This window comes from Devosia ginsengisoli (genome assembly GCF_007859655.1).
In the GTDB taxonomy this organism is placed as follows: domain Bacteria; phylum Pseudomonadota; class Alphaproteobacteria; order Rhizobiales; family Devosiaceae; genus Devosia; species Devosia ginsengisoli.
Genome location: NZ_CP042304.1, coordinates 695,118 through 720,055 on the forward strand (window position 1 = coordinate 695,118; position 24,938 = coordinate 720,055).

Consider the following 24,938-nt stretch of genomic DNA (forward strand, 5'->3'; position numbering starts at 1 on the left):
TCATGGCTCAGGCCTTCTTGAGGCGCGGATCGAGCAGGACATAGCTCAGGTCGACCACGAAATTGGAAACCAGCATGGCGCCGGTCATGATGAGCAACTGGCCCTGGATGACCGGGTAATCGCGGGCGAGGATCGCCTGGTAGAGCGTGTTGCCGAGGCCGGGATAGTTGAACACGACCTCGATGATGAGCGAGCCGGAGAGGATGGTGCCGATGGCGATGGCCAGGCTCGATACGGTGGGTAGCAGCGCGTTGCGGGCGGCGTACCACAGCATGACATTGCCATCGCTGAGGCCCTTGGCGCGGCCCATGACGATATAGTCCTCGCCGAGCAGGTTGATCATGTTGTTGCGCATGGTGACGGCGAAGCCGCCGGTCAACACCGTGACCAGTGTCAGCATGGGCAGGGTGCCGTGATAGATGACGCTGGAAATATAGGTCCAGCTGAAGGCCGGATCGAGCATGGGGTCGGCGGCATAGCCGTTGGGGAACCAGCGCAGGGTGTAGCCGAAGACGAAGAGCACGATCAGCGAGACGACGACGGCGGGGACGGAGCTGGAAAAGATGGCCAGCAGCGAGGCGATGGAGTCGAACAGGGTGCCGCGCCGCCAGGCGGCCATGACGCCCAGGAACGTGCCGAGGGTGAAGCTGATCAGGGTGGCGATGCCGACCAGGCCCAATGTCCAGATCAGGGCGCGGCCGAGCAGGTCGGTGACGGGCAGGGGGAAGTATTTAATCGAGCGGCCGAGATCGCCGGTGAAGACGCTTTTGAGATAGGAAAAATACTGCTCATGCAGCGGCGCATCGATGAAGCCGAAGGTGAGCTTGAGGGCGTTGAGATTTTCGAGTGACAGTTCGGAGCCGGCGCTGGCGAACATGATCTCGATCGGATCACCCGGCATCAGCCGCGGCAGGAAGAAATTGATGGTGGCGGCGGCGAGAAAGGCCGCGAGGTAGAACGCCAGTCGCCGCAGCAGAAAGGCCATGGTGATGTGTTCCTTTCGGTTGCGAGGGTGGCCCTCTCCCCTTGAGGGAGAGAAATCCGCGTCCAGCGGATTTCCGGGTGAGGGGTTCTGCGCTCGCCTATGCTTCAATGCACGTGGATAGTGCAGGACCCCTCATCCGCCCTTCGGGCACCTTCTCCCTCAAGGGGAGAAGGGGACAGTGCCGAACGCCGCAGTCTGCCTATTCCACCGGATCGAGATCCAGCAATTGCAGCAGGCGGGCCGGGTTGGCGTTGGAGACGACGGGCGAGTATTTCGGATCGTCCGCATCGGCCCAGCCGGTGAAGCGGCTGGTATTGTATTCGTAGAAGCTGGGGCTGTTATAGACCGGGATGACCGGCATGGCCTCGGCCACAATAATCTGCAGCTTGTCCATCAGGGCCTTCTGCTCGGCGGGGTCCTTCACCTGGGTATATTGCCCGAGCAGGTCCATCACCTCGGCATTTTCCCAATGCGGGGCGGTGAAGCGGCTCTTGCCGAAATCGTCCGGATTGAACGAGCGGATATAGGGGAAGTAGGGATTGGCCGCCGAGGCCAGGGCGTTGAGCGTCATCGAATAGTCGCCGGCGATCAGACCAGAGGTCCAGACAGCGGCTTCCGGGGTGCTCATCTTCACGTTGAGGCCGGCTTCGGTGAGCGATTCCATGGAAATCTGCACCGCGTCGATCCAGTCGGTCCAGCCGTTCGGCACCATGATGTCGATGGCGATGGGCGTGCCGTCAGGATTGTCGCGGAAGCCGTCGCCATCGGCGTCGACATAGCCGGCCGCATCGAGCGCAGCGATACCGGCATCGAGGTCGAACTGGCCGTACTGGCCGTATTGGGTGGCGACCTCAGGGTTGGCGAAGCTCTTGTAGAGCTCGCCCAGCATGGAGGGATCGTCATTGACCAGCGGATAGCCGTAGCCGGCAATGTCCACGATGGTCTGGCGATCGATCAACTGGGAGAGGGCGCGGCGAAAATTGACATCGTTGAACGCCTTGCGGTTGTTCTCGTCGGGCGTGACCATGCTGAGCTGGAATGAGACCAGGCTCGACGGGGTGAACCAGTATTTGTGGTGTTCCGGGTCCTTGGCGACGAAGGTGTTGTCGATATCCGGGATGAAGCTCGTGGCCCAGTCCAGCGTGCCATCGGCGAGGGCCGCGAGTACCTGTGGATTGTCGGCCAGCTGGGGCAGGCGCAGGCAATCGACCTTGAGATTGTCGGCATCCCAGTAATTGGGGTTGCGGCACTGCTCGTAGACCTGCGGGGTGAAGCGGGTGATCTCGGTCATGGGACCGGAGCCGACGGGGTTCTCGTTGGCGAAGGTCACGGGGTCGGCGACATCGGCCCAGATATGCTCGGGGACGATGGGCATGCCCACGATCGTGTTGGCGATCAGCGAGTTCGGCTCGTTGAGGTTGAACCTGACCGTGCGGTCATCGACCTTCTCGACCGAGGCGAGCTGGGCCGAGACGGAGATGAAATCGAGCGCCGGGAACTGCTTGATGTAATCGTAGGTGAAGACCACGTCGTCAGCGGTCAGCGGCTCGCCATCGGACCATTTGAGGCCGTCGCGCAGGGTGAAAGTGATCGACTTGAGGTCGTCGGCCAATTCGAAACTCTCGGCGAGGCGATAGTTGGCCTCGTTGCTCTTGAGGCGGTTGAACACGACCAGCGGCTCGTAGATGAAATCGAGCGTGGTGGCGCGGGCCGAGGTCTGGCCGAAGGGGTTGAAATTGCGCACATAGGTCGTGGTCTGTTCCGAACTCACGGTCAGCACGTTCTGGTCCTGCGCAATGGCGGGGGCCGCCATGGCGAGAGCCGCGGCCGAAACGGCCACGATCAGCGAAGACTTCAGCATTGCATTCCTCCTCTGCATAAGCCCGGCTTCACGCCAGACCATTATCCCTGAAAATCCGTTCGACGTCCGCATGGAGTGCATGCACATCCACGCGCTTGCTGCCGAGCCTTTGCTGGGCCCGGGCAATTCGGTTCTGGCTCGCCGCGCTCAGCGGGCGTGCGGCCCGGGCGGCGGCCTGGCTGGCGGCGAGATCGCCCTGGCTGTGCAGGGCAATGTCGTAGCCGGCGTCGAGCGCTGATGTGACCCGCTCGGGCCAGGTGCCGCTCAGTGCCTCCATTGTGAGGCAATCGGTGATGATGACGCCATCATAGCCCAGCTCGCTCCGGATGAAATCGCACACGATGGGCGAAACGGAGGCGGGGCGGTCGGGGTCGAGCCGGGTGAAGATGAGATGGGCCACCATGGCCCATGGCGAAGCGTCCCTGAGGGCGACGAAAGGGCGGAAGTCGCTGTCGCGCATGTCCTCGATCGCGTCTTCGACTACCGGGCAGGCGAAATGCGGATCGACGGTGACGCGGCCATAGCCGGGAATGTGCTTCATGATCGGCATGGCGCCGACTTCGAGCATGGCCTCGATGACGACGCGGCCCATGGTGGTGACCAGTTCCGGATCGTCGCCGAAGGACCGCTGGCCGACCACGTCATGCGTGCCCTTGCGGGCGAGGTCGACGACCGGCGTTGTGCCGCTGCCCAGGCCCAGTTCGACCAGCATCGTGCCCATGGCCAGGGTCGACAGACGCATGGCCTGCTTGCCGGCTTCGCGGTCCTTCCGCGCTAGGGCGCCGAAACTGCCGAGACTCCGGAACAGCGGCCAATTGCCATTGTCGAGCCGCTGCACACGGCCGCCTTCCTGGTCGATATAGACGGGGGCATCCTCGCGACCGACGGCCTCGCGGAACTGCGCGCAGAGACGCCTGATCTGCTGGGGATTGTCGAGATTGCGCTTGAAGAGGAAGAGGCCGAAGGGGTTGGTCTCGCGGAAGAAGGCGATCTCGTCGGCGGAGAGTTCATGGCCGGGCATGCCGACGAACAAAGCGAGGGGCGTGGACATGGTCAGGCTCCGGCCTCCGCTTTCGGCTTGAGGCGCAGCAGGCCCTGATAGATGTCTTCCTTGTCCGACGGGATCGGCATGGCGCCGGCCGCCTTGACGTAGAAATCCACCGGCCCGGCCGAGCCGATGACGGCATAGGCATAGCCATGCGCCTTCATGGCTGTCAGCGCGTGATAGAACAGGGCGAGGCCGATGCCCTTGCCGCGCTGGTCTTCGGAGACGCCGGTGGGGCCGAAAAAGCCGCGTGCCGTGGCATCCCAGCAGGCAAAGCCGACCAGGGTGCCGTCAATGGTGGCGACGAGGCAGCCCGGCGGCTGGTGCGCCATGGCGGCGCTGACTTCGCTGACCCAGTATTCGGAAAAATGCTCGCGCACCCAGTCCTTGATGATGTGCTGTTCGGGGGGCAGGGCGGTGCGGATGGTCGCTTCCACGCCTTCGGCGCGCTGGCGGAGCTCATCAAGCTTGCGGCTATAGAGATTGACCAGCAGGTCCATCGCCGCGCTCCTAGCTGGCCGCGCGCGGCTGGTGCTGGGCGGCAGCGCGACGCAGAAAGCCGCCGGATTCGGTCAAAGCCGCTTCGCCGGCCGCCGCATCCAGCCCGGTTAGCGCCATGAGGATGGCGAGCTTCACATTGTTATTGGCCTGGACAAGATAGTGCTCGGCCTCTTCGGTCGTGCAATCGGCCACCTCGACCAGGATGCGCGTGGCGCGGGCCGCCAGCTTGGCATTGCTGACCGACAGGTCGACCATGAGGTTTTCATAGGACTTGCCGATGCGGATCATGCTGGCCGTGGTCAGCATGTTGAGCACCAGCTTCTGCGCCGTGCCCGACTTGAGGCGGGTGGAGCCGGTCAGCGCTTCTGGGCCGACAACCGGCGAAATGGCGATCTGGGCGATATCGGCAATGGCCGAAACCGGATTGCAGGATAGCGCGACCGTGGTGGCGCCGACCTGATTGGCATATTCGAGCCCGCCGATGACATAGGGCGTGCGGCCGCTGACGGCGATGCCGACCACGACATCGCGGGCTGCCAGATTGACGCGCTCCAGGTCGCGGCGACCCTCGTTGCGGTCATCCTCGGCGCCTTCGATCGGATGGCGCAGCGCATGATCGCCACCGGCAATCAGCCCCACCACCATCTCTTCGGGCACGCCGAAAGTGGGCGGGCATTCGGAGGCGTCGAGTACGCCGAGCCTGCCACTGGTGCCGGCACCCATATAGATCAGCCTGCCGCCGGCCTTGAAGGCATCGACGATCTTGTCGACGGCGGCGGCGATATGGGGCAGCACCTGCTGGACGGCGCCGGCAACCTTGGCGTCCTCGTCATTCATGGCTGTCAGTATCTGGCTGGTCGACATGAGGTCGATCTGCATCGTGGCCGGGTTTCTGGCTTCCGAAACCAGTTGTCCCAGCTCGGCCATCAGAACGCTTTTTGCCATCGTATCCTCGCGTCAAATCCGGTCGGGATGCTAGGAGCGATTATTCCAAGTGTCAACGAAGTGTGGAATATTGTATTCCTAAATGGCGCGGCCTGTGCACAATGCGGGACGACGACGAAAGCAAGCCCATTGCAATCGGTCGGCCATCGGCCCTAGTGCTGCTGGCCCGTCCGGTTCGCCTCACAAGGGAAATGGCATGTCGATACTCAAAGCGCTCAGCGCGCAACTCGATTCCCTGACAGCGGCCGACCGGCAGATCGCCCAGTTCATCATCGACAATCCCAACGAAATGCTGGCCATGTCCTCGGCGGCCCTGGCTGCGGCGACCGGGCGCAGCCAATCCAGCGTGGTCAAGTTCAGCCAGAAGCTGGGCTATGGCGGCTACCAGCAACTCAAGCTGGCGGTGAACAAGGCCAAGGCGCTGGAATGGCACGCGCCGGGCGGGGTGATCCACGGCACGATCGACGCCAGCGACAGCTATGTGACCATCCTGCAGAAGCTGATCGGCAGCAAGCTGCTCTCCATGCGCGAAACGCTGGCCGCCAATAATGAACACACGATCGATCTGGCGCTGGACGCGCTGGTGAATGCGCGCAAGGTGCAACTGGCCGGGGTGGGCGCCTCCTCGCTGGTGGCCAAGGACTTTTCCTACAAGCTGCTGAAACTGGGGCGGACGGCGCTGATCGACAGCGACAGCCATATCCAGATTTCCAACGCTTCGGCGCTCAACGAGGCCGATGTGCTGCTGGCTTTGTCGCATTCGGGGCGGAGCCTGGAGCCTTTGCGCATTGCCGAAGTGGCCAAGAAGCGGGGGGCTACCGTTATCTCGATGACCGGGCTGCATCCCAATCCACTGCTGGACCTGGCCGATATCCACCTGTTTACCGTAGCCGACGAGGAAAGGGTGCGCTCCTCGGCCATCACCTCGCGCGATGCGCAACTGATGCTGATGGACATGCTGTTCATCCTGCTCATCCGCCGCCAGGCCGATTCCCACGACTATATCCACAATAGCGAGACGGCCGTGACCGTGCTGAAGGCGCGGGGGTAGGGAGAGTCCTCTGCCTTGTGCGCGTAGCCCCACCCCACCCTCGGTCCCTCCCCATCGAGGGGGAGGGAGGCGCCAGATCGACCGTCAAAGATTATCCCGGACATTTTTCCTGTCACTGGACGGCTTCCCTCCCCCCTTGTGGGGAGGGAGTGAGGGTGGGGGTGTCACACGCATCGGATCTGCTGCAGATGACGAGTTTGTAATATTCTATTCTTGACATAGACCATTTTTGGAATTCAGTATTCCAATGTCGGCATTCGCGTGGGCGTGGTGCCGGCACGGGAGCGGCCGCGCTGTCGCGGGACCCCGGAGGAGGAAACTTGGCTCAACTGTCTCTCCACGGCATCAAGAAGCGCTTTCGGGAAACCGCGGTGCTGCACGGGATCGATCTCGAAATCGGGGATCGGGAATTCGTGGTGTTTGTCGGACCGTCCGGTTGCGGCAAGTCCACCCTGTTGCGGCTGATCGCCGGGCTCGACCCGATTACCGATGGCGAATTCTTCCTCAACGGACAGCGCATGAATGACGTGGCGCCCTCCAAGCGCGGCATCGCCATGGTGTTCCAGTCCTATGCGCTCTATCCGCATATGGACGTCTACGAAAACATGGCCTTCGGCGCCCGGCTGATGGGCCTTTCCAAGGACGAGGTCGAGGCGCGCATTGCCGAGGCGGCGCGCATGCTGCGGCTCGAGCCGCTGTTGCAGCGCAAGCCGCGCGAACTCTCCGGCGGCCAGCGCCAGCGCGTGGCCATCGGGCGCGCTTTGGTGCGCAAGCCGGCGGTGTTCCTGCTCGACGAACCGCTGTCCAACCTCGACGCGGCTTTGCGCTCGGAAGTGCGGCTGGAAATCGCCCGGCTGCACCGCCAGATCGGCGGCACGATGATTTATGTCACCCACGACCAGGTCGAGGCGATGACGCTGGCCGACAAGATCGTGGTGATGAATGCCGGGCGCATCGAACAGGTAGGCTCGCCCCGCGAACTCTACGAGACGCCGGCCAATACGTTTGTGGCCAGCTTTATCGGCTCGCCCCGCATGACGCTGATCGATGTGACGCGCGAAGGCGATCGCCTGAGCATGAAAGATGGTGGCGGATCGCTGGCGCCGGGGGCATTGCCCGATGCGGCCGCGATGAAGCTGGGCGTGCGTTCCGATGCCGTGCTGCTGACGCGCGGGCAGGGGGGCGAGGGCTTTGCCGGGCAGGTCGTCTACACCGAATATCTGGGCGACAACGCCTATGTCTATGTGCGCCTGAGCGACGGCACGCTGCTCGCCGCGCGGGTTGGGCCCAATGACGGTTTCGAGCCCGATACGCCGGTGACGATGACCGTCGCGCCGGGCGCTGCGCATTTCTTTTCCGCCGAGGATGGCCGGCGGTTGGCCCCATAGGGCCGGAGGAAACATGTCCATACCGAACAGAGAGGGAAGAATGAAAAGCAACATGATCCGCATCGGCGCTGCCCTGGCCGCGATGGCCGTGGCCGCCCCGGCCTTGGCCCAGGACCTGACCTTCTGGAGCTGGCGCCAGGAAGACCGCGCTGCCTATGAGCAGTTCATCGATACGTTCGAGGCGGCCAATCCCGGCATCACCGTGAAGTTCGAGACCTTCGAGGCCGCGAACTACAACACCATCCTCGCCACGGCTTTGGCCGGCGGCACCGGGCCTGACGTGATGATGGTCCGCGCCTATGGCGGGTTGGAGAATGTGGCGACGGCCGGTTATCTCGAGGAGCTGACTACCGACAGCGTGCCGGCTCTGGCCGATTTTGCTCCGTCCGCGCTGGATGCCGAACGGGTCCGCGCCGATGGCAAGCTCTATGCCGTGCCCTTTGCCAGCCAGACGCAGCTCGTTATCTACAACAAGGCGATTTTCGACGCCAATGGCCTGGCTGAACCGCAGAGCTGGGACGAACTGGTGGCGCTGAGCCAGAAACTCAAGGATGCCGGCGTCATCCCCTTCGCCAACGGCACCGCAACGGCCTGGCAGAACGAGACCGTGACCTTCGGTCTGGGCTCCTCGCTGATGGGCCAGGACTTCTATGACGCGCTGATGGCCGGCGAGGCCGACTTCACCGACCCGCGCTTCACCGATGCGCTGGGCTCGATCGCCGAAGTGGCCGCGGAATACTTCCCCGATGGCTTCATCGGCCTCGACTATCCCTCGGCCCAGCAGTTGTTTGCCTCGGGCATGGCCGGCATGTTCATCGGCGGCTCCTATGAAATGGCGACCTTCCAGGGCCTCAACCCCGATATCGAAATGGGCGTGTTCGCCGCGCCGGGCAAGACGGCCGAGGATGCCAAGCTGGTCGGGCTCTATTTCGACGGCGGCTATGCAGCCAATGCGGCCGGCGCCAACAAGGAAGCCTCGATCAAGTTCCTGAACTATCTCGCCAGCCAGGAATTCGGCCAGGCCTTCGCCAATACGCTGAGCAATATCTCGACCGTGCCGGGCGTGACCTTCGACAACCCGCTGCTGTCAGAGGTCAATGACCTCAACAAAAGCTCGATCCCCTACCTGATGCTGGCGCATTTCCGCTATGGCGAGCCCTCCGGCTCGGTGCTGATCCAGGGCGAAATGCAGAAGCTGTTCTCGGGTGAGACCACCCCGGCAGCCATCGGTGAAGCGCTCACGACCGGCCTTGCCGCCTGGTACGAGCCCTTCAAGAAATAAGGCGGCTCTCCCTCCGCCTGGGTGGGGGCCCTGTCCCCACCCTGACTGCCTGAGGGTGACCATGCGACGCTTCGTGCGTGTGGCCACCCCCACCCTTGATCCCTCCCCACAAGGGGGAGGGAGACGATGAGCATCGGCCTCCCAGCCTGCGCCTCCCTCCCCTCGATGGGGAGGGACCGAGGGTGGGGTGGGGCCAAGTGAACCGAGCCAAGCGAGCCCTCCATGCCCAAACTCAGGATGACCGGCCGCGGCCTGTGGATCACCATACTCATCGTGCCGCCACTGGTCTTCGTGGCTTTGTTCATCGTCTATCCGATCGTTTCGGCCTTCGCCTATGCCTTCTTCGACTGGCAGGGCCTGCGGCGCGGCGAATTTGTCGGGCTGGACAATTTCTGGACGGTGCTGTTCGTCGAGCCCTACCGGAGCTGGACCATCAATGCCTTCTCGCACAACATCATCGTGTTCTTCGCGCTGATGGTGCTGCAGAACGGGCTGGGGTTTATCCTGGCCTATGCCTTGTGGCGGGAATTGCCGGGCGCGCGCTTTCATCGCGTCGCCGTGTTCCTGCCGGTGGTGCTCTCCACCATCATCGTGGCTTATCTCTTCAAGCTGTTCCTCCACCCGTTGTTCGGCGTAGTCAATATCAGCCTCAAGGGCATTGGCTTGGGCTGGATGGCGCAGCCATGGCTGGGGCAGGGCGGGACGGCGCTGTGGTCGCTAATCATCGCGCAGGCCTGGCACATGGTGGGCTTCCCCACACTGGTCTTCCTGGCCGGCATGCAGCGCATTCCGGGGGAAATCCTCGATGCCGTGCGCATGGAAACCGAGAGCGAATGGGTCAAGATCACAAAGGTGGTCTGGCCGCTCGTGGCGCCCAGCGCCACTATCGTGTTTACGCTGCTGTTCGTGGGGGCGTTCAACTGGTTCGAGCTGCCCTATATCATGGCCGGGCTCGACGGTTCGCCCTTCGGCTCGACTGACGTGCTGGGGCTGTATTTCTATCGCACCGCCTTCGGCAACGTGTCCTCGGGGCAGCAGGATTTCGGGCTCGGCAGCGCGTTGGCCGTGTTGATCTTCCTGTTCATTGCCGTTATTGCCGGCGTCATCACCACGCGGCTGCGGGCGCGGGAGATCCAGCTATGAGCGCCGCCGCCAATACCTATTACGACCGCCGGGGCATCATGGGGACGTTGGGCCGCGACGGGCTACTGCAGATCATCCTGATCGCCAATACCATCATCATGCTGGCGCCCATCGTCATCATGGTGTTCTCGGCCTTCAAGACCACGCCGCAAATCTTCCAGTCGCCGTTTGCCATTCCCGATTTCACCCATGTCGGGAATTTCCTCAAGATCTGGACGCAGACCAATTTCCTGCGCTACCTGCTCAATTCTTTCGTGGTGACCGGCGCCTCCATGGTGCTGATCCTGACGCTGGGGACCATGGCTGCCTATGCCATCGGGCGCTACCAGTTCACCGGCTCGACCTTTATCCTGATGTTCTTCCTGGCGGGGCTGACGCTACCGCTCAAGCTCGCCATCATCCCGCTGTTCATGCTGATGCGCGACCTCTCCATCCTCAACAACCAGCTCAGCCTGATCTTCGTCTATACGGCCATGGGCCTGCCCACGACGGTCTTCATCATGACCGGCTTCATCCGCACCCTGCCCAACGAGCTGGAAGACGCCGCGCGGATGGATGGGGCGAGCGAAGCGCGGATCATGTGGGCCATCATGCTGCCGCTGGTGCGGCCGGCCATGGTGATTGCCGGCATCCAGAATGTGGTGCCGATCTGGAATGACTTCTTCTTCCCGCTGGTCTTCATCCAGAACGATGACCTCAAAACCCTGCCGCAGGGGCTGACGACGTTCATGGGCGAATATACCACCGACTGGGGCGTGCTGTTCTCGGGGCTGACGCTCTCGGCGGCGCCGATCATCCTGATCTATATCGTGCTGTCCAAGCAGTTTATCGCCGGCATGACCTCGGGGGCCGTGAAGTGAAACTGCCATCCGGACTCATCGTCTCCTGCCAGGCGCGGGCAGATAATCCCTTGCATGGGCCGCAATTCATGGGCGCCATGGCTTTGGCGGCGCGCGATGGCGGGGCCGTGGGCCTGCGGGCCAATGGGCCGGAAGACATTGCGGCTGTGATCGCGGCGGGGCTGCCGGTCATTGGCATTCACAAGGTGTTTTCGGACGATTATCCGGTTTATATCACGCCCGATTTCGCGGCGGCCGAGGCCATTGTGGCGGCGGGCGCTGATATCGTGGCGCTCGATTGCACCGAGCGGCCGCGGGACGGTGAGCATCCGAAAGTGCTGGTGCGGCGCATCCGCGAGGAATTGGGGGCGGAGGTTTTCGCCGATATTTCCACTGTGGATGAGGGGCTGGCCGCGGCCGACTGGGGCGCGACCTATGTGGCGACGACGCTGTCGGGCTATACCGAGGCGACCCAGCCCAAGCCGGACGAGCCGGATTTGAAACTGCTTGAGACGCTGGCGCGCAGATTGAGCGTGCCCGTGGTAGCTGAAGGGCGCTACAATAGTCCGGCATTAGTGCGGCAGGCCTTTGGGGCCGGCGCCCATGCGGTCGTTGTCGGAACCATGATCACCAATCCCCGCGAGATCACGCGCATGTTCGTTGCCCAGGGTGTGCCTCTTTGAGCCGTAGCGCCCATATGGGGCTCGATATCGGGGGGACAGCCAGCCGCTGGGTGCTTTGTGGCGATGATGGGCAGGAACTGGCCCGCGGCAAGGCGCAAGGCGCCACCGGGCATGTGTTCAACCCGGCCGAGAAGGACAAGCTGCGCAATGCGCTGTCGGCTATCTCCACGGACGTCGCGGCGGCGGGTTTTGCCCTCGTCAGTGTGACGGCGGGGCTGACCGGCTATGGCGCGGCGGTGTCCGGCGAGGTGAAGGCTCTGCTGGGTGACGCATTCGGCGTGGCGCCGGACAAAACCATCGTCATCGACGATGTGGCTTTGGCCTATATGGCCAATTTCGCGCCGGGCGAGGGGCATCTGGTTTCGGCCGGCACCGGCTCGATCGGCATCCATATCGACAAGGATGGCGCTCTGGTTCGCGTCGGCGGGCGCGGCATATTGATCGACGATGCCGGGTCGGGCAGTTGGATCGCCTTGCAGGCGCTCGACCGGATGTACCGGGCGCTCGACCATACCGGCTCTTTCGACAGCGTGCGCCGGCTGGCCGATCATCTGTTCGCGGCTGTCGGTGGCCGGGACTGGAGCGATATCCGCCAATTCATCTATGCCGGGGATCGTGGCCGCATCGGCACGCTGGCCGTGGCCGTGGCCAAGGCTGCCGCCGAGGGTGATGGCGTGGCGGAAACTATCCTGCGCGAAGCGGGCGGTGAACTGGCGGCTTTGGCCGGTGCCCTGATCGCACGGGCGGGCGCGCGGCCCGTGGGCTTTATCGGCGGCGTGCTGGCGCTGCACCCGGCCATTCTCGCCGAAATCCGGCACCGGCTGGCTGGGCAGGAGGTGCGCCTGCTGGACGCCGATGCAAGCCTGGCAGCGGCCCGGCTGCAGGCATTGCGGCAGGGCGGCTGGATAGAGGTGTTGGCGGAGCCGGCGCGGTAGTTGTCCGGCCTGTATCGGTGTGTGTGGCTCCACCCCACCCTCAATCCCTCCCCATCTAGGGGAGGGAGGCGCCAGCTCCAATGCCGGTGTTCATCGTCTCCCTCCCCTAGATGGGGAGGGATCAAGGGTGGGGGTGGGCCGCGCTTGCTGAACTTGCAGCATCCGCCCCCTCTGTACCGATGCTTTCGCCGAAATGGGAAAGACTCTAGGCTTCGGGGCGGTTCGAGTTCGGGAGGACGATGTGGTGAATATTGGCGATAGCGAGGGCAAGGCCTGGTTCACGCAGGACCGCTTCGGCATGTTCATCCATTTCGGGCTCTACGCGTTGGCGGCGCGGCATGAATGGGTGCAGAACCATGAGGAAATCGCGCCCGAGGACTATGTCCGCTATTTCGAGCGTTTCGACCCGGACCTGTACGATCCGCGGCAATGGGCGCGGCATGCCCGGCAGGCGGGGATGAAATATGTGGTGCTGACGGCCAAGCACCATGAAGGCTTCTGCCTGTGGGACAGCAAGTTCACCGACTACAAGGCGACCAACACGCCCTATGGCAAGGACCTGCTGAAACCCTTCGTAGAGGCCTTCCGCGCCGAGGGGCTCAAGGTGGGATTCTACTATTCGCTGCTCGACTGGCATCATCCCGAATTTCCCATCGACGGCATCCACCCGCTTCGCAACCACCCCGCTGCGCTGGCGCTGAACAAGTCGCGCGATGTGCGGAAATATGCCGAATACATGCGCAATCAGGTCACCGAACTGCTGAGCGATTTCGGCGAGATTTCCGTTATCTGGTTCGATTTCAGTTATCCCGACCGCGACTATCGCGGCATGGCGGGCAAGGGCCGCGCCGATTGGGAGAGCGAGGAACTGATCGGCCTGGTGCGGCGCCTGCAGCCAGACATCATCGTCGGCGACCGCCTCGACCTGCCGACCGACGGCAATTTCCCCAAGGACCTGGCGACGCCGGAGCAATATACGCCGCGCGTGGCGCCGACGGCGAGCGGCAAGCCGGTGCGGTGGGAAGTGTGTCACACCTTCAGCGGGTCCTGGGGCTATCACCGCGACGAAAGCACCTGGAAGGATGCAGGCCAGCTCATCAACCTGCTGGTCGATACAGTGGCGCTGGGCGGCAACCTGCTGATGAATGTCGGGCCGACCGGGCGCGGCCTGTTCGATGCCCGTGCCGTCGAGGCACTGCAGGTCTATGGCCGATGGCTGGACATGAATGGCCGCGCCATTTATGGCGCCGGTGCTTCGGCCCATGTGGCGCCCAATGGCTACCGCTTCACCCAGAAGGACAATCGGCTCTACCTGCATGTGCAGACCTGGCCTTTCCGCCATATCCATATCGAGGGATTGGCGGGAAGGGTGAAATATGCCCAGTTCCTGCACGATGCCAGCGAGATCCGCTGGCTCGACCCGGATGAGGCAGTGGAAACCAATACGGGTGTCGCGGTGGGTGACGGCATCCTCACCCTGGAGCTGCCGGTTATCAAACCGGACGTGGTGGTGCCGGTTATCGAGCTGGTCCTGGGGGATTGAGTGGCTAGATAAGACGCAGCATGTCTCTGGCCTGGCTGCGACCCATTTCGGCGCGGATGAAGTCGCGCATGGCTTCGATGAACCGGCCGCTGCGGGCTGGCCTCGGGCCATTGGGGTGGATCGTGGCGTAGGTGATCCACTTTTCGATGGCCAGGGGCTTGAGCACCAGCGGTTCGTCATCGGCGATCCGGCCGCAGATGCAGTCCACTACGGTGAGGCCGGCGCCATCGCGGACGAGGTTCTTGACCACCGGCGTCGATGTCGTTTCCACGCGGATCTCCGGCGTCAGGCCGGAGGCCGAGAAGATGTCGTCCAGCCGTTCGCGCCAGCGCTGGCCCCTTGGTCAGGGCCACGATGGGGTAGCGGGCCAGGTCGTCGAGGGTGATATCGGCCTGCTGCGCCAGTGCATGATCGGTGCGCATCAGCACGCCGAGGCGGGTTTCGAGAAAGGGCTCGATGGTGAGGTCGAGAATGCCATTCTCGATGGGCAGGGAGATCACGCCCACATTATAGGCACGCGCGGCGACCTTGCTTTCCAGATCGAACCGCGTTTCTACATTGATCACGCAGTCAAAGGCCTCGTCGCGCTGCTGCATGAGGACAAGCGAGGGCGAAATCAACCCCATGGCCAGCGGCGCCGCGGTCACCAGGCTCAGCAATTCATTGGTCTGGGCACGGATTTCGGCGGCGATGAGCTCCATCTCGTCGAGACCGCGCAGGATATGCTCGGTCTGCCGGTAGAAGCGGTCGCCTTCCTCGGTCAGTTCGAGCCGGCGCTTGGAGCGGGAGAACAGGTTGAGCTTGAGTTCGGCCTCGAGCAGCGACAGCAGGCGGCTGGCGGCGGAGGGCGATATGTTGAGATCCTGGGAGGCCTGGGCGAGCGAGCCCGTCGTCACCACGCGGCGGAAAATCCTGAGCGAGCGCAAATTCACCGGGCAACCTCCCCGCAGACCGCGTCAGTCCTAGCGTCCCGGCCGGATCATTTCAAATGTCTCGCCGGCCTCGACATAGTCACCGCGATAGCCACAACGGGCGATGGTCCGGGCGCGGGTGATGTCGAACAGGCCATCGACCAGGCAGGCCTGATTGATGTGAACCTGCACGACCTGCCCGATAACCAGATGGGTATCGACCGGCGCACCGGCCAGGTCGGTGAGCTGTTGCACCTGCACCAGGCGGCATTCCATGGCCGCGGCCACGCCGGCGACCCGCGGCGGCGCCACCTTGTCCGAGGGCAGCTTGGCGAGTCCCGCCAGCTCGAATTCATCGATATGGGGCGGCAGGACCGCCGATGTCTGGTTGACGGCCTCGGCCAGATCCCGCGTCGCCAGGTTGAAGACGAATTCGCCGGTCTGTTCGATATTGCGCACGGTGTCCTTGCGACCCTCGCTGCCGAAGATCAGGATCGGTGGCTGGTGGCTGAACATGTTGAAATAGCTATAGGGCGCCAGGTTTGCCGTGCCGGCGCTATCCAGCGAGGAAATCCAGCCGATGGGGCGGGGCCCCACGATGGCCTTGATCGGATCATGCGGCAGCCCGTGACCCTGCGCCGGGTCGAAGGAATGATAGCTCGTCATGCGGCGGCGCTTGTCATCGTGCGGGCCAGGCCTCCGATCGGGATCGCATCGCGGTGGCGGTTGCGGCAGCCAGCGAGGCAGCCTTGCGCGCAATCGCTATGCTGTCGCCCAGATAATGCGCCGGCACAAGAGCCGCTTCCATTTCGGCCCGGCTCATCGCGGCGCTGACCTGGCTGTCTTCCAGCAGGGTATCGGCAAGGCCGGCGGCGCCATCGTCGCTATGCAGCACGGCATGGTGCACCAGATCATGCGCGGTGGTGCGGCCGATCTTGCGGGCGAGGATCATCATCAGGTTTTCGCTGGCGATGACATTGGCGTTGAGCTGCAGGTTCCGCGCCATGCTGTCAGTGCGGACATCGATATTGGCGAGCGTGTTTTCCAAGCGCTCGGCCAGCTCCCATGCCAGTGCCGAGGCGCTTTCTATCGTGCTCGACATCAACTGGTTGCTCGATGCGTCGCCCTCATGCGCCGGCATGCCGGCTTCGAGGGCCGGGGTAACCTTGGAGCGCAGATGGGCGGCCGCCGACACCAGATGCACGACATGCTTGGGATTGACCTTGTGCGGCATGGTGGAGCTGCCGACCACTTCCATGCCGAGCGTTTCGCCGATTTCGTCGATCTCGTCGGCCATGAGGCGGTAGAGCTCCGAGCCGATGCGGCCGACACTCATGCCGAACAGAGCCAGGCTCGCCACATATTCGGCCTGGCCATCGAGCGAGGCGCGATCGGGCACCAGCACCGGGGTCAGGTTGAGGCGGCGGGCAATGGCGGCGTTGAGGGCTTCGCCCTTGCCCTCGAAGGAGTGCATGGCGCCGATGGCGCCGCCAAAATGCAGCGCGAAGACGCGTTTTTCGGTCGAGAGGAACCGCTCGTTCTGGCGTGCCAGTTCCTCTATCCAGCCGGCCACCTTGAAGCCGAAGGTGATGGGCAGGGCCTGCCGGTGGTTGGTGCGGCCTACCATGACGGTTTCGGCATGCTGGTCGGCCAGGGCGCCGAGCCGGTCGATGGCGCGGGCCAGCGCATTGAGCATGGCGCGGTGGGAGCGGCGGACCAGCAGCAGTCTTCCTGTCGACATGATGTTCTGCGTCGTGCCGCCCCAATGCACGAACCGGCCGGCCTCGCCGCAGATATCGGACAGCGCCCGCACCAGCGAAACGATGGGCGCCATGGTTTCGGCCACCGAGAGTTCGAGTTCGGCCGTGTCGAAATTGTCCAGCCGCGCCTTGCTCGCGATCTCGTCGGCGGCCCATTGCGGGATCATGCCGATTTCGGCCTGGGCCAGCGCCATGGCCGCTTCCACATCGAGCCAGGTCTGCCAGAGATTGGCGCGGGAGAAGACGGTCTGCGGGGTGATCATGGTTTCGCCGGCACTCACTTCCTGTCGCTCCCGGCAGTGGCCAGTTCAGGCACCGAGGAGAGGAGGAGCCGGGTGTAATCATGCTCCGGCGCGCGCAGGATTTTGCGCGCCTCGCCCATTTCGACGATCCTTCCCTGATGCATCACGGCGATCCGCGAAGCGACCTGATGCACGACGGCGATATTGTGGGTGATGAGCAGGTAGGTGAGGCCCAGGTCTTGCTGCAGGTCGGCCAGCAGGTTGAGAATCTGCGCCTGCACCGACACGTCGAGCGCCGAAGTGGGCTCGTCGCAAACCAGCAGAGCCGGCTTCATGATGAGGGCGCGGGCAATGGCCACGCGCTGGCGCTGCCCACCCGACATCTGGCTGGGGTAATTGTGCAGCACACGCTCGGGCAGGCCGACGCGGTCCATGACATCAAGCACCGCCTGTTTGCGCGAAGCGGCGTCGCCGATGCGATGCACGTCGAGCGGCCGGGCGATGATCTGCGCGATGGTGTGGCGCGGATTGAGCGAGGAATAGGGGTCCTGGAAGATCGGCTGCATCAGCCGCGCGCGCTTGCGGCCATCCATGGCGTTGACCGCCTCGCCATCGAGCAGCACAGCACCGCCATCGGCGGGGCTGAGGCCGAGCAGGATTTTGGCCAGGGTGGTCTTGCCCGATCCGGATTCACCGACCAGCGCGAAGGTTTCGCCGCGGCGGATCTGCAGCGACACGTCATTGACGGCGTGCAGGGTCTTGGTCTGGCCGAACAGGGTCTTTTTCACGCGGTAGAATTTATGGATGCCCTGAGCCTCGATCAGCGCCGGCCCTGTCGTCACCATGGGCGGGGACATTTCCTCGGTTGGTTGCGCCGGGGGCAGGGTGGCGATCTCGGCGGGGGTGAGGATGCAGCTATAGCTGCGTGCGCCGTCGCCTTGCAGCGGAGGGCGCTGCGTGCGGCAGATGTCGCGGACATGGGCGCAGCGCGAGGAAAAGACGCAGAAATCGACCTCACCGAGCAGCGCCGGCACGATGCCGGGAATGGCGCCCAGCCGGCGGGGCGTGCCGTCCATCTTGGGCACGCAGGCCAGCAGGCCGCGCGTATAGGGGTGCATGGGATTGGTCAGCACCTCATGGCACGGCCCTTTTTCGACGATCTCGCCGCCATACATCACCGCCACCTTGTCGACAGTCGAGGCGACCACGGCCAGGTCATGGGTGATGAGGATCATGGCCATGCCGAATTCGCGGCGGAGTTCGGCCAGCAGCTCCATGATCTGGGCCTGCACCGTGACGTCGAGCGCCGTGGTCGGCTCGTCGGCGATGATCAGTTCAGGTTCGTTCATCAGCGCCATGGCGATCATCACGCGCTGGCGCTGGCCGCCGGACAGTTGGTGCGGATATTGTTCGAGCCGGCCGACGGGGTCGGGTATGCCCACACGCTCCAGCAGTTCGATGGCCCGGGCTCGTGCAGCCTTCGGCGAGAGGCCGGCGAACTGCACGGCGGCCTCGGTCAACTGCCGGCCGATAGAATAGACCGGATTGAGCGATGTCATCGGCTCCTGGAAGATCATGGAAATCTTCTGCCCGGCGATGGAATGGGCGAATTCCCGATCATTGGCGGTATCGATGGCCACGCCGTCCAGCGCGATGGCATTGGCCCGCAACTGCGCGACGCGCGGCAGCAGCCGCATCAAGGCGAGGGCGGTCATGGACTTGCCCGAGCCCGATTCCCCGACAATGCCGATGGCCTCGCCGGCCTTGAGATCGAAGCTGGTGCCCCGCACGGCCTTGAGGTCGCCGACCGCGGTGTGGAGGACGACTTCGAGGTCATCGACGCTGAGGATGGTGCGTTTGTCGAGCATGCTCAGTTCCTCCCCTGCGGCGAGGTGATGTCACGCAAGCCATCACCCAGCAGGTTGGCGCCGATCACCAGCAGGAACAGCGACACGCCGGGCAGAATGACCAGCCAGGGCCGGTAGAACAGGGCCTGCTTGCCCTCGGCGATCATCAGGCCCCAGGACGGAGTGGGCGGCTGGATGCCGACGCCCAGGAAGGACAGCGAGGATTCGGCCAGGATCGAAATGCCCAGCTCGAAGGTGAAGATGACGATGATCTGGCTGGAGAGATTGGGCAGGATTTCGGTGCGCAGGATCTGCCAGCGCGTGGCGCCCATCGCCTTGGCGGCGGCCACGAAATCCTGCGACTTCAGCCGCTGCGTCGCCGAGCGCGTGACCACGAGGAAATAGGTCCAGTGCAGCACCCCGATTATGCCGATCACCACCCAGACCGACGGGCCGATGATGAACACCAGCGCCATGGCTAGCAGCAGGCCGGGCAAAGCGAGCTGGGCCGTCAGCAGGAAACTGACCGAATGGTCGACCCAGCCGCCGAAATAGCCGGCGCAGACGCCCAGCGTGACGCCGATCATCATGCCGATCAGCGCGGCGCCGAAGCCGATGGTCAGCGATACCCGCGCGCCATAGATGAGCCGGCTGAGATAGTCGCGGCCCACCTGGTCGGTGCCCAGCAGATAATCCCAGTTGCCGCCTTCGGCCCAGACGGGCGGCAGCAGCCGGTGGGGCAGGGATTGCGCGAAGGGATCGTGCGGCGCCAGCCACGGGGCCAGCAGGGCAACGAGAATGAGCGCGCCGACGATGACCACGCCGGCAATGAAGCCCTTGTGTTCAAAGGCCCGGCGCAGCATCAGCGCGCGCGGCGTGGGGGTTTTCGCTTCCGAGGCGGCGGGCAGGTCGGCTTGTGAGGAGATGGTCATGTGATGCGGATCCTCGGATCGAGCGCTGCATTGAGCAGGTCGGCCAGCAGATTCATGAGCACGAAGATGAGGGCGAAGATGAAGATCAGCATCTGCACCGTCGGGATGTCGGAGCCCAGGATCGACTGCAGCGCCAGCCGGCCCAGGCCATTGATGGCGAAGACGCTTTCGGTGATCACCGAGCCGCCGAATTTCTGGCCGAGCTGCACGGCCAATACGCTCACCACAGGCAGCAGCGCATTGCGCATGGCGTGGCGCCGGAGCAGGGCAAAGCCGCGATAGCCCTTGGAGCGGGCGGTGCGGATATAGTCGGATTCCATGACCTCGATCAGCCCGGTGCGGGTCAGCCGCATCACGGCAGGGACCGAACTGGCCCCCAGCACGAAGGCCGGCATGACGAAATGCTGCCAGGAGCTGTCGCCCGAAATCGGCAGGATGGGGATCATGACCCCGAGCAGGATGATCAGCATCAGGCCCAGCCAGAAACTGGGAATGGCCTGGGCCGAAACGGCGAAGGTGAGGGCCAGGCGGTCGGCCCAGGAATTGGGCCGCAGCGCGGCAATGGCCCCCAGCGGAATGGCGATGACGATGGTGACCATGAGCGCCGACAGGGCCAGGGCTATGGTCACCGGCGCCCGCTCGAGCACCAGCGAGGCCACATCCTTGTTCCAGTAATAGCTCTCGCCGAAATCGCCGCGGGCGACACCGCCCAGCCATTCGAAATAGCGGACGAAGACCGGCCGGTCGAAGCCATAGGTCTGCCGGATCTGCTCGACGATCTCGGGGGTGGCATCCTCACCGGCCAGGGCCGAGGCCGGGTCCGTCGCATAGTTGAGCAACATGAACGTGGCGAAGGAGACGACAAGCGCCACGGCAAGCGCCAGCGCTGCCCGCTGCAGGATGTATTTGAGCATAGCATCAATCCTTGTTCGAGCCGGCACCAGGCCGGCTCGATGTTTGGAACTCGCCTATTTCCAGCTTGCCGAATAGAGGCGGGGCAGACCATCCGCATTGAGCGGGAAGTTCAGTTCCGAATTGACCAGATAGTTGACCGAATAGGTCACCAGCGGAACCCAATAGGCTTCATCGGCGATGATGGTCAGGGCCTCGGTATAGAGGCGGCGGCGCTCGTCCTGGTCGCTGGTGGCTTCGGCGGCAAGCACCAGCTCGGTGAGCTTTTCGTCGCCCGACAGGTTGCGGTCGGTCGTGGCGTTGAAGTGGATATTGGCGATCAGCGCCGTATCGGCCGTGCCCCCCGAGCCCCAGGTGCCGATATAGGCCGGGATTTCCTGGTTGGCACGGGCCTGATCGAGCGAGGCCAGCTGCACATAGCGCAGGTTGACGTCGATGCCGATCTTTTCGAGATCGGCGGCCACCGCCTCGGCCATGGGCCGTTCGCGATAGGCCCACAGATCGAGCGGGAAGCCATCGGGATAGCCGGCCTCGGCCAGCATTTGGCGACCGAGTTCGGGATCGTACGGATAATCCTGGATGCTGGTGTCGCAGCCGAACTGTGCCGGATGGCACGGCGTATGGATGGGCTCGGCCGTTCCGCCGACCAGATACTGGGCGATGTCGGCCTTGTTGACCGCATGGTTCATCGCCTGGCGCACCTGGCGGTTGGTCAGCGGGCCATCCGGATCGGTATAGCCGGCGGCATCGAGCACGATGAAGGATACGCGCAGGTCGGGGCCGGAGAGGTGCTCGACCATGGGCAGGCCCTGGACGCTCTGGGCCACGTCCAGCGGCACATTGTACATCCAGTCGATGCCGCCGCTCATCAGCTCGGCCTGCTGGGTTCCGATATCGGGAATGGTGCGGATGACGATGTTTTCTATCGGCACGTCGCCCTTGGGGCTGTTGGAGTAGTAGCCGTCATAACGCTCCAGCACGAGTTCCTGGCCCGGCTTGAAGCTGGCCACGCGATAGGGGCCGAGGCCGACCGGCTCCAAAGCGGCGGCGTTGCGCACGACCTTGCCGTCCACGTGATAGGTGTTTTCCGGCCGGATGCTGACGCGCGTGGCAAGGTCGCGGATGGCCAGCGGGTAATCGTTGAGCAGGTGGAAGCGGACGGTGTAATCGTCCACCACTTCCGCCGATTTGAGCCATGTGGCATGGCCCGGCCCGGGATGGCTCTCGCTTTCCGGATCGATGATCCAGTTATAGGTATAGGCCACGTCGCGGGCGGTCAGCTTCTGGCCATTGTGGAAGGTGACGTCGTCGCGCAGCTTCACCTCGATGGTGAGCGGATCGATATATTCGTATCCGGTCGCGACGGCCGGTTCGAAGGCGTTGGTCTCGGGATTGATCTCGAAGAGGTTCTCGTCGATCAGGTCCGCGATGATGATGTATTCGCGCTTGGTCGTGTAGTTGTAGTCGAGTTCGAGGATTTCCTCCACGAAGGCGACGCGCAGCGTATCATCCGACTTGCCGGCAAGCGCCGGGTTGACGACAGCCGTGCCCAGCAGGGCCGCAAGCGTGATGGCTTTCAAGAAATGCATTGGTTCCTCCCTAACACTTCGGCGTAGCCTTCCCAAATTTCCGTCTGTTCCAAAAGTCGAAACATTGGAGCTATAGATGCGAAATTTCGCAGAGTCGCAGCTGTCGCGAACGGGAAGGGAGACGCGGCGCCATAGCCCGTCTCGGGACGAGCGGGGCAGGGCAATGATGTTGGGACTCTGCCGGCCTGGCAACCGCCTGGCCCACATTTAATGGGGCCGGATGCGCCTCAGCGGCGGGCTTTGCCGGTCGCCGGAACCCGGCTGGCAGACGGGCGGTCGGGGTAGGGCGATGACGCGGCTTTTTCTGCGAGAGCTCGGCGGCGCCATTCGTTGAGCAGCCGGACCAGTTCCTGCCGGCTGAGCCTGGGATTGCCATAGAGGTCTGGCAGGACCTGGGGAGCCTGCGGCTTGCCCTGTTTGTCGACGGCGCCCGGATTTTCATACAGCACCTGTTCGACCCGGCCGCCATATCGGAAGGGCAGGAGAGACCGCTTCATCAGGGCGAACTCGCTCACCTCCTGCCAGGACAGGCGGATGCGGTGGAAGACATGGCCGATTTCGAAGCCCTCGGCATGGAGCTTCAGGCTCGCCGCATCCGGGAATACCAGCATCAGGATGGCCCGCATGGCCAGCATGCCCCAGAACAGCAGCGAGATGATCACCAGCATCATGTCTTTCCCGCCCGACATGTAGCCGCGGACCCGCGCATAGTCAGAGGATAGCAGCCAGATCATCAGGGCCAGGGCACCGAGATAGACGGCCAGCATGATCAGGATCCGCCGGCGGTTGAAATGGAGCAGCACCGGCCCGGGAAACCGGGCGAGGATGGCTTCGGCCTCACGCTTCGACGATGTGGACACGCCGGTCCCCCTTTTCACGCGCAGCGAAGGCCAGCCGCTGGTATGCGGCCAGCCGGGTGCCGTGTGACAGCGTCAGGATAGGGCAGGCGTGGATGTTGCGCTTGGACTGGGGCGAAGCCCGGTCTGTCTTCCGGCGAAATGGTGCCGTCAGTGGCGCGCGGCGTGAATTGTCCTGGCCCGCACATCCGAGGGGGTTTCGCCGAAGGTGCGCCGGAACACGCGGTTGAAGTAGGACAGGTCGCCGAAGCCGGCATCGAGCGCGATCGTGCTGATCGAGCGGCCAAGGGCGGCGGGGTCGCACAGGGTGCGCATGGTCCAGGCCAGCCGTTCGCGCAGTACGAATTCCGAGAAGGTCGTGCCCTCGCTTTCAAAGAGCATCTGCACATAGCGGGTGGTCACACCCTGCTGGGTGGCGACCTGCTGCACCGACAGGCGGTGATCGCCGAGATTGGCCAGGACGTGCTGGCGGATCGTATTGAGGCGGGCGGCCTGGACGCCACGGCCGCGCACGATCTCGGCAACGTCGCGGCCGGGGCCCATGGCCACCGCGACCAGATCGTAGATGTGGCTGACAATGGCATGTTCGGCCTGCGCCGACAGCGGTTCGTCGGTGTACCGCAGCAGGTCGAGATAGCCGCGCAGCAATTGCAGCACGCCACGATCTGCCGGCAGCATGCGCATCTGGAAGTCGCCGGCATTGGAGACGAGATGGGCGAGCCGGGCGTAATCGAGCCGCAGCGTGACATGGCGGCAGGCCGATGCGCATTCGGCGGCCAGCGCCTGCTCGGTCGAGACGATCAGGGCCGAACCGGGCGTGATGTCGTCTTCGCCGGCCCGATGCCTGACATGCAGGTCATTGTCGAACAGGCTCATCATGAATGTGTCGCTGCCGCCGTAGCGCGTCGGGTCGATCTCCATCCGATGCGGCGAATTATGGCCCCACATCACATTGAGGCCGGGCATGGCCCGCAATTCGGCATCAACCACCGGGGCCTCGGTGAGGGGGATGAGCTCCATGTTGCAGATGCCGCGCCCGAACACCTCGCGCAAAACCGTGTTGCGCTCGATCTCCGGCAGGTTGGCGCTGGAAAACCGCATCAGGGGCGATGGCCCCGACCGCTCGATATCCATGATAACTCCCACGCTATTCGAATGTGATCCGGATCGCCGCAGTCGTTGGTCGGGGCGGAGGATAGCATCGGTGGCGGCGCTGGTCACGCGTCCCGATAGAGGGGCGGGTAGGGGATGAAGGAGTGTCAGTCGGGCGCTTGGCACAGGCCGCTGCTATAGCCGGTGGACAGCACGCCGTCATACCAGCCTTGATCGGACCGGACGGCGGGGTAGCCGCCATTCTCCCAGGTTCTGGATATGGTGACGGCGCCCGCGCTGAGGCCGGCAAATTCGTAGCTGAAACGAAGGACTGGCTCCAGAATTTCGAGCCGGGCCGGCACGGTCTGGTCGGTAGATGTCATGGTCGCGGCGCCGGTGGCGGTATCCGTGACGGCGAAGCTGATGGGCACTGGGGTCTGCACGAAGGTCTCGGGCGCAATGATTTCGCCCGAGACCAACTGTCCCCCGACATAAGGCTTGAACAGGCAATCGAGGCGCGCCGGCACAGTGTCGTCGGCCGCCGTGGCGATGGGCAGGAGCATCACCGCACCCCACAGGGCCGCGCGCATCATTG

The 24,938-nt window shown here is 63.9% G+C and carries 24 protein-coding genes; 8 read left to right on the forward strand and 16 right to left on the reverse strand.

Translation table 11 applies throughout. From position 1 onward, the window contains the following. Nucleotides 1-7: 7 nt before the first annotated feature. The 5 genes from FPZ08_RS03435 to murQ form a co-directional block, all read right to left on the reverse strand. Nucleotides 8-985, reverse strand: coding sequence for an ABC transporter permease (locus FPZ08_RS03435; RefSeq protein ID WP_146288684.1), 978 nt, complete (start codon nt 983-985; stop codon nt 8-10). A gap of 199 nt (nt 986-1,184) precedes the next feature. Next, a complete protein-coding gene (locus FPZ08_RS03440; RefSeq protein ID WP_425457590.1) occupies nt 1,185-2,843 on the reverse strand; it encodes an ABC transporter substrate-binding protein in 1,659 nt (552 codons plus the stop codon). Between the two features lie 31 nt (nt 2,844-2,874). Continuing rightward, on the reverse strand, nt 2,875-3,897 hold the full coding sequence (locus FPZ08_RS03445) for a glycoside hydrolase family 3 N-terminal domain-containing protein (protein ID WP_146288686.1): 1,023 nt from the start codon (nt 3,895-3,897) through the stop codon (nt 2,875-2,877). Nucleotides 3,898-3,899: 2 nt separating this feature from the next. Continuing rightward, nucleotides 3,900-4,391 (reverse strand): GNAT family N-acetyltransferase, encoded by a 492-nt coding sequence (locus FPZ08_RS03450; protein ID WP_146288687.1) that lies wholly within the window; start codon nt 4,389-4,391, stop codon nt 3,900-3,902. A gap of 10 nt (nt 4,392-4,401) precedes the next feature. Then, a complete protein-coding gene (gene murQ, locus FPZ08_RS03455; RefSeq protein ID WP_146288688.1) occupies nt 4,402-5,337 on the reverse strand; it encodes an N-acetylmuramic acid 6-phosphate etherase in 936 nt (311 codons plus the stop codon). A gap of 196 nt (nt 5,338-5,533) precedes the next feature. On the opposite strand from murQ, the gene FPZ08_RS03460 reads away from it, so the two are divergent. The 8 genes from FPZ08_RS03460 to FPZ08_RS03495 all read left to right on the forward strand — a co-directional run bounded on the left by FPZ08_RS03460 (nt 5,534) and on the right by FPZ08_RS03495 (nt 14,201). After that, nucleotides 5,534-6,388, forward strand: a complete 855-nt coding sequence (locus FPZ08_RS03460; protein WP_146288689.1) for a MurR/RpiR family transcriptional regulator — start codon at nt 5,534-5,536, stop codon at nt 6,386-6,388. A gap of 320 nt (nt 6,389-6,708) precedes the next feature. Beyond that, on the forward strand, nt 6,709-7,776 hold the full coding sequence (locus FPZ08_RS03465; RefSeq protein WP_146288690.1) for an ABC transporter ATP-binding protein: 1,068 nt from the start codon (nt 6,709-6,711) through the stop codon (nt 7,774-7,776). A gap of 40 nt (nt 7,777-7,816) precedes the next feature. After that, nucleotides 7,817-9,058 (forward strand): extracellular solute-binding protein, encoded by a 1,242-nt coding sequence (locus FPZ08_RS03470; RefSeq protein WP_146288691.1) that lies wholly within the window; start codon nt 7,817-7,819, stop codon nt 9,056-9,058. A 222-nt stretch (nt 9,059-9,280) separates the two neighbouring features. After that, nucleotides 9,281-10,201, forward strand: coding sequence for a carbohydrate ABC transporter permease (locus FPZ08_RS03475; protein ID WP_146288692.1), 921 nt, complete (start codon nt 9,281-9,283; stop codon nt 10,199-10,201). Then, nucleotides 10,198-11,061 carry a carbohydrate ABC transporter permease gene (locus FPZ08_RS03480; protein ID WP_146288693.1) on the forward strand — a complete coding sequence of 288 codons (864 nt, stop codon included), beginning with the start codon at nt 10,198-10,200 and terminating at the stop codon, nt 11,059-11,061. The genes FPZ08_RS03475 and FPZ08_RS03480 overlap by 4 nt, the downstream gene beginning before the upstream one ends. Then, nucleotides 11,058-11,723: an N-acetylmannosamine-6-phosphate 2-epimerase gene (locus tag FPZ08_RS03485; protein WP_146288694.1), complete on the forward strand. Its 666-nt coding sequence runs from the start codon at nt 11,058-11,060 to the stop codon at nt 11,721-11,723. The genes FPZ08_RS03480 and FPZ08_RS03485 overlap by 4 nt, the downstream gene beginning before the upstream one ends. After that, nucleotides 11,720-12,658: an N-acetylglucosamine kinase gene (locus FPZ08_RS03490; RefSeq protein WP_210246854.1), complete on the forward strand. Its 939-nt coding sequence runs from the start codon at nt 11,720-11,722 to the stop codon at nt 12,656-12,658. Before FPZ08_RS03485 ends, FPZ08_RS03490 begins: the two co-directional genes overlap by 4 nt. A 298-nt stretch (nt 12,659-12,956) precedes the next feature. Next, the gene (locus FPZ08_RS03495) at nt 12,957-14,201 is read left to right on the forward strand and encodes an alpha-L-fucosidase (protein ID WP_246132865.1); all 1,245 of its coding nucleotides are present in this window, start codon (nt 12,957-12,959) and stop codon (nt 14,199-14,201) included. A gap of 4 nt (nt 14,202-14,205) precedes the next feature. Here FPZ08_RS03495 and FPZ08_RS22260 read toward each other — a convergent pair whose 3' ends face one another. The 11 genes from FPZ08_RS22260 to FPZ08_RS03550 form a co-directional block, all read right to left on the reverse strand. Beyond that, on the reverse strand, nt 14,206-14,472 hold the full coding sequence (locus tag FPZ08_RS22260; RefSeq protein WP_425457569.1) for a type 2 periplasmic-binding domain-containing protein: 267 nt from the start codon (nt 14,470-14,472) through the stop codon (nt 14,206-14,208). Then, the gene (locus FPZ08_RS03505) at nt 14,378-15,133 is read right to left on the reverse strand and encodes a LysR family transcriptional regulator (RefSeq protein ID WP_146288697.1); all 756 of its coding nucleotides are present in this window, start codon (nt 15,131-15,133) and stop codon (nt 14,378-14,380) included. The genes FPZ08_RS22260 and FPZ08_RS03505 overlap by 95 nt, the downstream gene beginning before the upstream one ends. A 30-nt stretch (nt 15,134-15,163) precedes the next feature. After that, nucleotides 15,164-15,778, reverse strand: coding sequence for a flavin reductase family protein (locus FPZ08_RS03510; RefSeq protein WP_146288698.1), 615 nt, complete (start codon nt 15,776-15,778; stop codon nt 15,164-15,166). A 13-nt stretch (nt 15,779-15,791) separates the two neighbouring features. After that, nucleotides 15,792-17,153, reverse strand: coding sequence for a lyase family protein (locus FPZ08_RS03515; protein WP_146288699.1), 1,362 nt, complete (start codon nt 17,151-17,153; stop codon nt 15,792-15,794). Further along, nucleotides 17,150-18,982 (reverse strand): ABC transporter ATP-binding protein, encoded by a 1,833-nt coding sequence (locus FPZ08_RS03520; RefSeq protein ID WP_146288700.1) that lies wholly within the window; start codon nt 18,980-18,982, stop codon nt 17,150-17,152. Before FPZ08_RS03520 ends, FPZ08_RS03515 begins: the two co-directional genes overlap by 4 nt. Before the next feature lie 2 nt (nt 18,983-18,984). Further along, entirely contained in the window at nt 18,985-19,893 is a 909-nt protein-coding gene (locus FPZ08_RS03525) for an ABC transporter permease (RefSeq protein WP_146288701.1), read from the reverse strand. Then, entirely contained in the window at nt 19,890-20,807 is a 918-nt protein-coding gene (locus tag FPZ08_RS03530) for an ABC transporter permease (protein ID WP_146288702.1), read from the reverse strand. The genes FPZ08_RS03525 and FPZ08_RS03530 overlap by 4 nt, the downstream gene beginning before the upstream one ends. A gap of 54 nt (nt 20,808-20,861) precedes the next feature. Beyond that, nucleotides 20,862-22,394: an ABC transporter substrate-binding protein gene (locus tag FPZ08_RS03535; protein ID WP_146288703.1), complete on the reverse strand. Its 1,533-nt coding sequence runs from the start codon at nt 22,392-22,394 to the stop codon at nt 20,862-20,864. Between the two features lie 227 nt (nt 22,395-22,621). Beyond that, nucleotides 22,622-23,254 (reverse strand): hypothetical protein, encoded by a 633-nt coding sequence (locus FPZ08_RS03540; RefSeq protein WP_146288704.1) that lies wholly within the window; start codon nt 23,252-23,254, stop codon nt 22,622-22,624. 147 nt (nt 23,255-23,401) lie between these two features. Then, nucleotides 23,402-24,385 carry a helix-turn-helix transcriptional regulator gene (locus tag FPZ08_RS03545; RefSeq protein ID WP_146288705.1) on the reverse strand — a complete coding sequence of 328 codons (984 nt, stop codon included), beginning with the start codon at nt 24,383-24,385 and terminating at the stop codon, nt 23,402-23,404. 125 nt (nt 24,386-24,510) lie between these two features. Continuing rightward, nucleotides 24,511-24,933 carry a hypothetical protein gene (locus tag FPZ08_RS03550; protein ID WP_146288706.1) on the reverse strand — a complete coding sequence of 141 codons (423 nt, stop codon included), beginning with the start codon at nt 24,931-24,933 and terminating at the stop codon, nt 24,511-24,513. Nucleotides 24,934-24,938 lie beyond the last annotated feature (5 nt).

Coding starts and splice junctions, on each gene's coding strand:
- FPZ08_RS03435 (WP_146288684.1), bottom strand. CDS start 985: ATGGCCTTTCTGCTGCGGCGACTGGCGTTCTACCTCGCGGCCTTTCTC.
- FPZ08_RS03445 (WP_146288686.1), bottom strand. CDS start 3,897: ATGTCCACGCCCCTCGCTTTGTTCGTCGGCATGCCCGGCCATGAACTC.
- FPZ08_RS03450 (WP_146288687.1), bottom strand. CDS start 4,391: ATGGACCTGCTGGTCAATCTCTATAGCCGCAAGCTTGATGAGCTCCGC.
- murQ (WP_146288688.1), bottom strand. CDS start 5,337: ATGGCAAAAAGCGTTCTGATGGCCGAGCTGGGACAACTGGTTTCGGAA.
- FPZ08_RS03460 (WP_146288689.1), top strand. CDS start 5,534: ATGTCGATACTCAAAGCGCTCAGCGCGCAACTCGATTCCCTGACAGCG.
- FPZ08_RS03470 (WP_146288691.1), top strand. CDS start 7,817: ATGAAAAGCAACATGATCCGCATCGGCGCTGCCCTGGCCGCGATGGCC.
- FPZ08_RS03475 (WP_146288692.1), top strand. CDS start 9,281: ATGCCCAAACTCAGGATGACCGGCCGCGGCCTGTGGATCACCATACTC.
- FPZ08_RS03480 (WP_146288693.1), top strand. CDS start 10,198: ATGAGCGCCGCCGCCAATACCTATTACGACCGCCGGGGCATCATGGGG.
- FPZ08_RS03495 (WP_246132865.1), top strand. CDS start 12,957: ATGTTCATCCATTTCGGGCTCTACGCGTTGGCGGCGCGGCATGAATGG.
- FPZ08_RS03510 (WP_146288698.1), bottom strand. CDS start 15,778: ATGACGAGCTATCATTCCTTCGACCCGGCGCAGGGTCACGGGCTGCCG.
- FPZ08_RS03520 (WP_146288700.1), bottom strand. CDS start 18,982: ATGCTCGACAAACGCACCATCCTCAGCGTCGATGACCTCGAAGTCGTC.
- FPZ08_RS03525 (WP_146288701.1), bottom strand. CDS start 19,893: ATGACCATCTCCTCACAAGCCGACCTGCCCGCCGCCTCGGAAGCGAAA.
- FPZ08_RS03530 (WP_146288702.1), bottom strand. CDS start 20,807: ATGCTCAAATACATCCTGCAGCGGGCAGCGCTGGCGCTTGCCGTGGCG.
- FPZ08_RS03535 (WP_146288703.1), bottom strand. CDS start 22,394: ATGCATTTCTTGAAAGCCATCACGCTTGCGGCCCTGCTGGGCACGGCT.
- FPZ08_RS03545 (WP_146288705.1), bottom strand. CDS start 24,385: ATGGATATCGAGCGGTCGGGGCCATCGCCCCTGATGCGGTTTTCCAGC.
- FPZ08_RS03550 (WP_146288706.1), bottom strand. CDS start 24,933: ATGCGCGCGGCCCTGTGGGGTGCGGTGATGCTCCTGCCCATCGCCACG.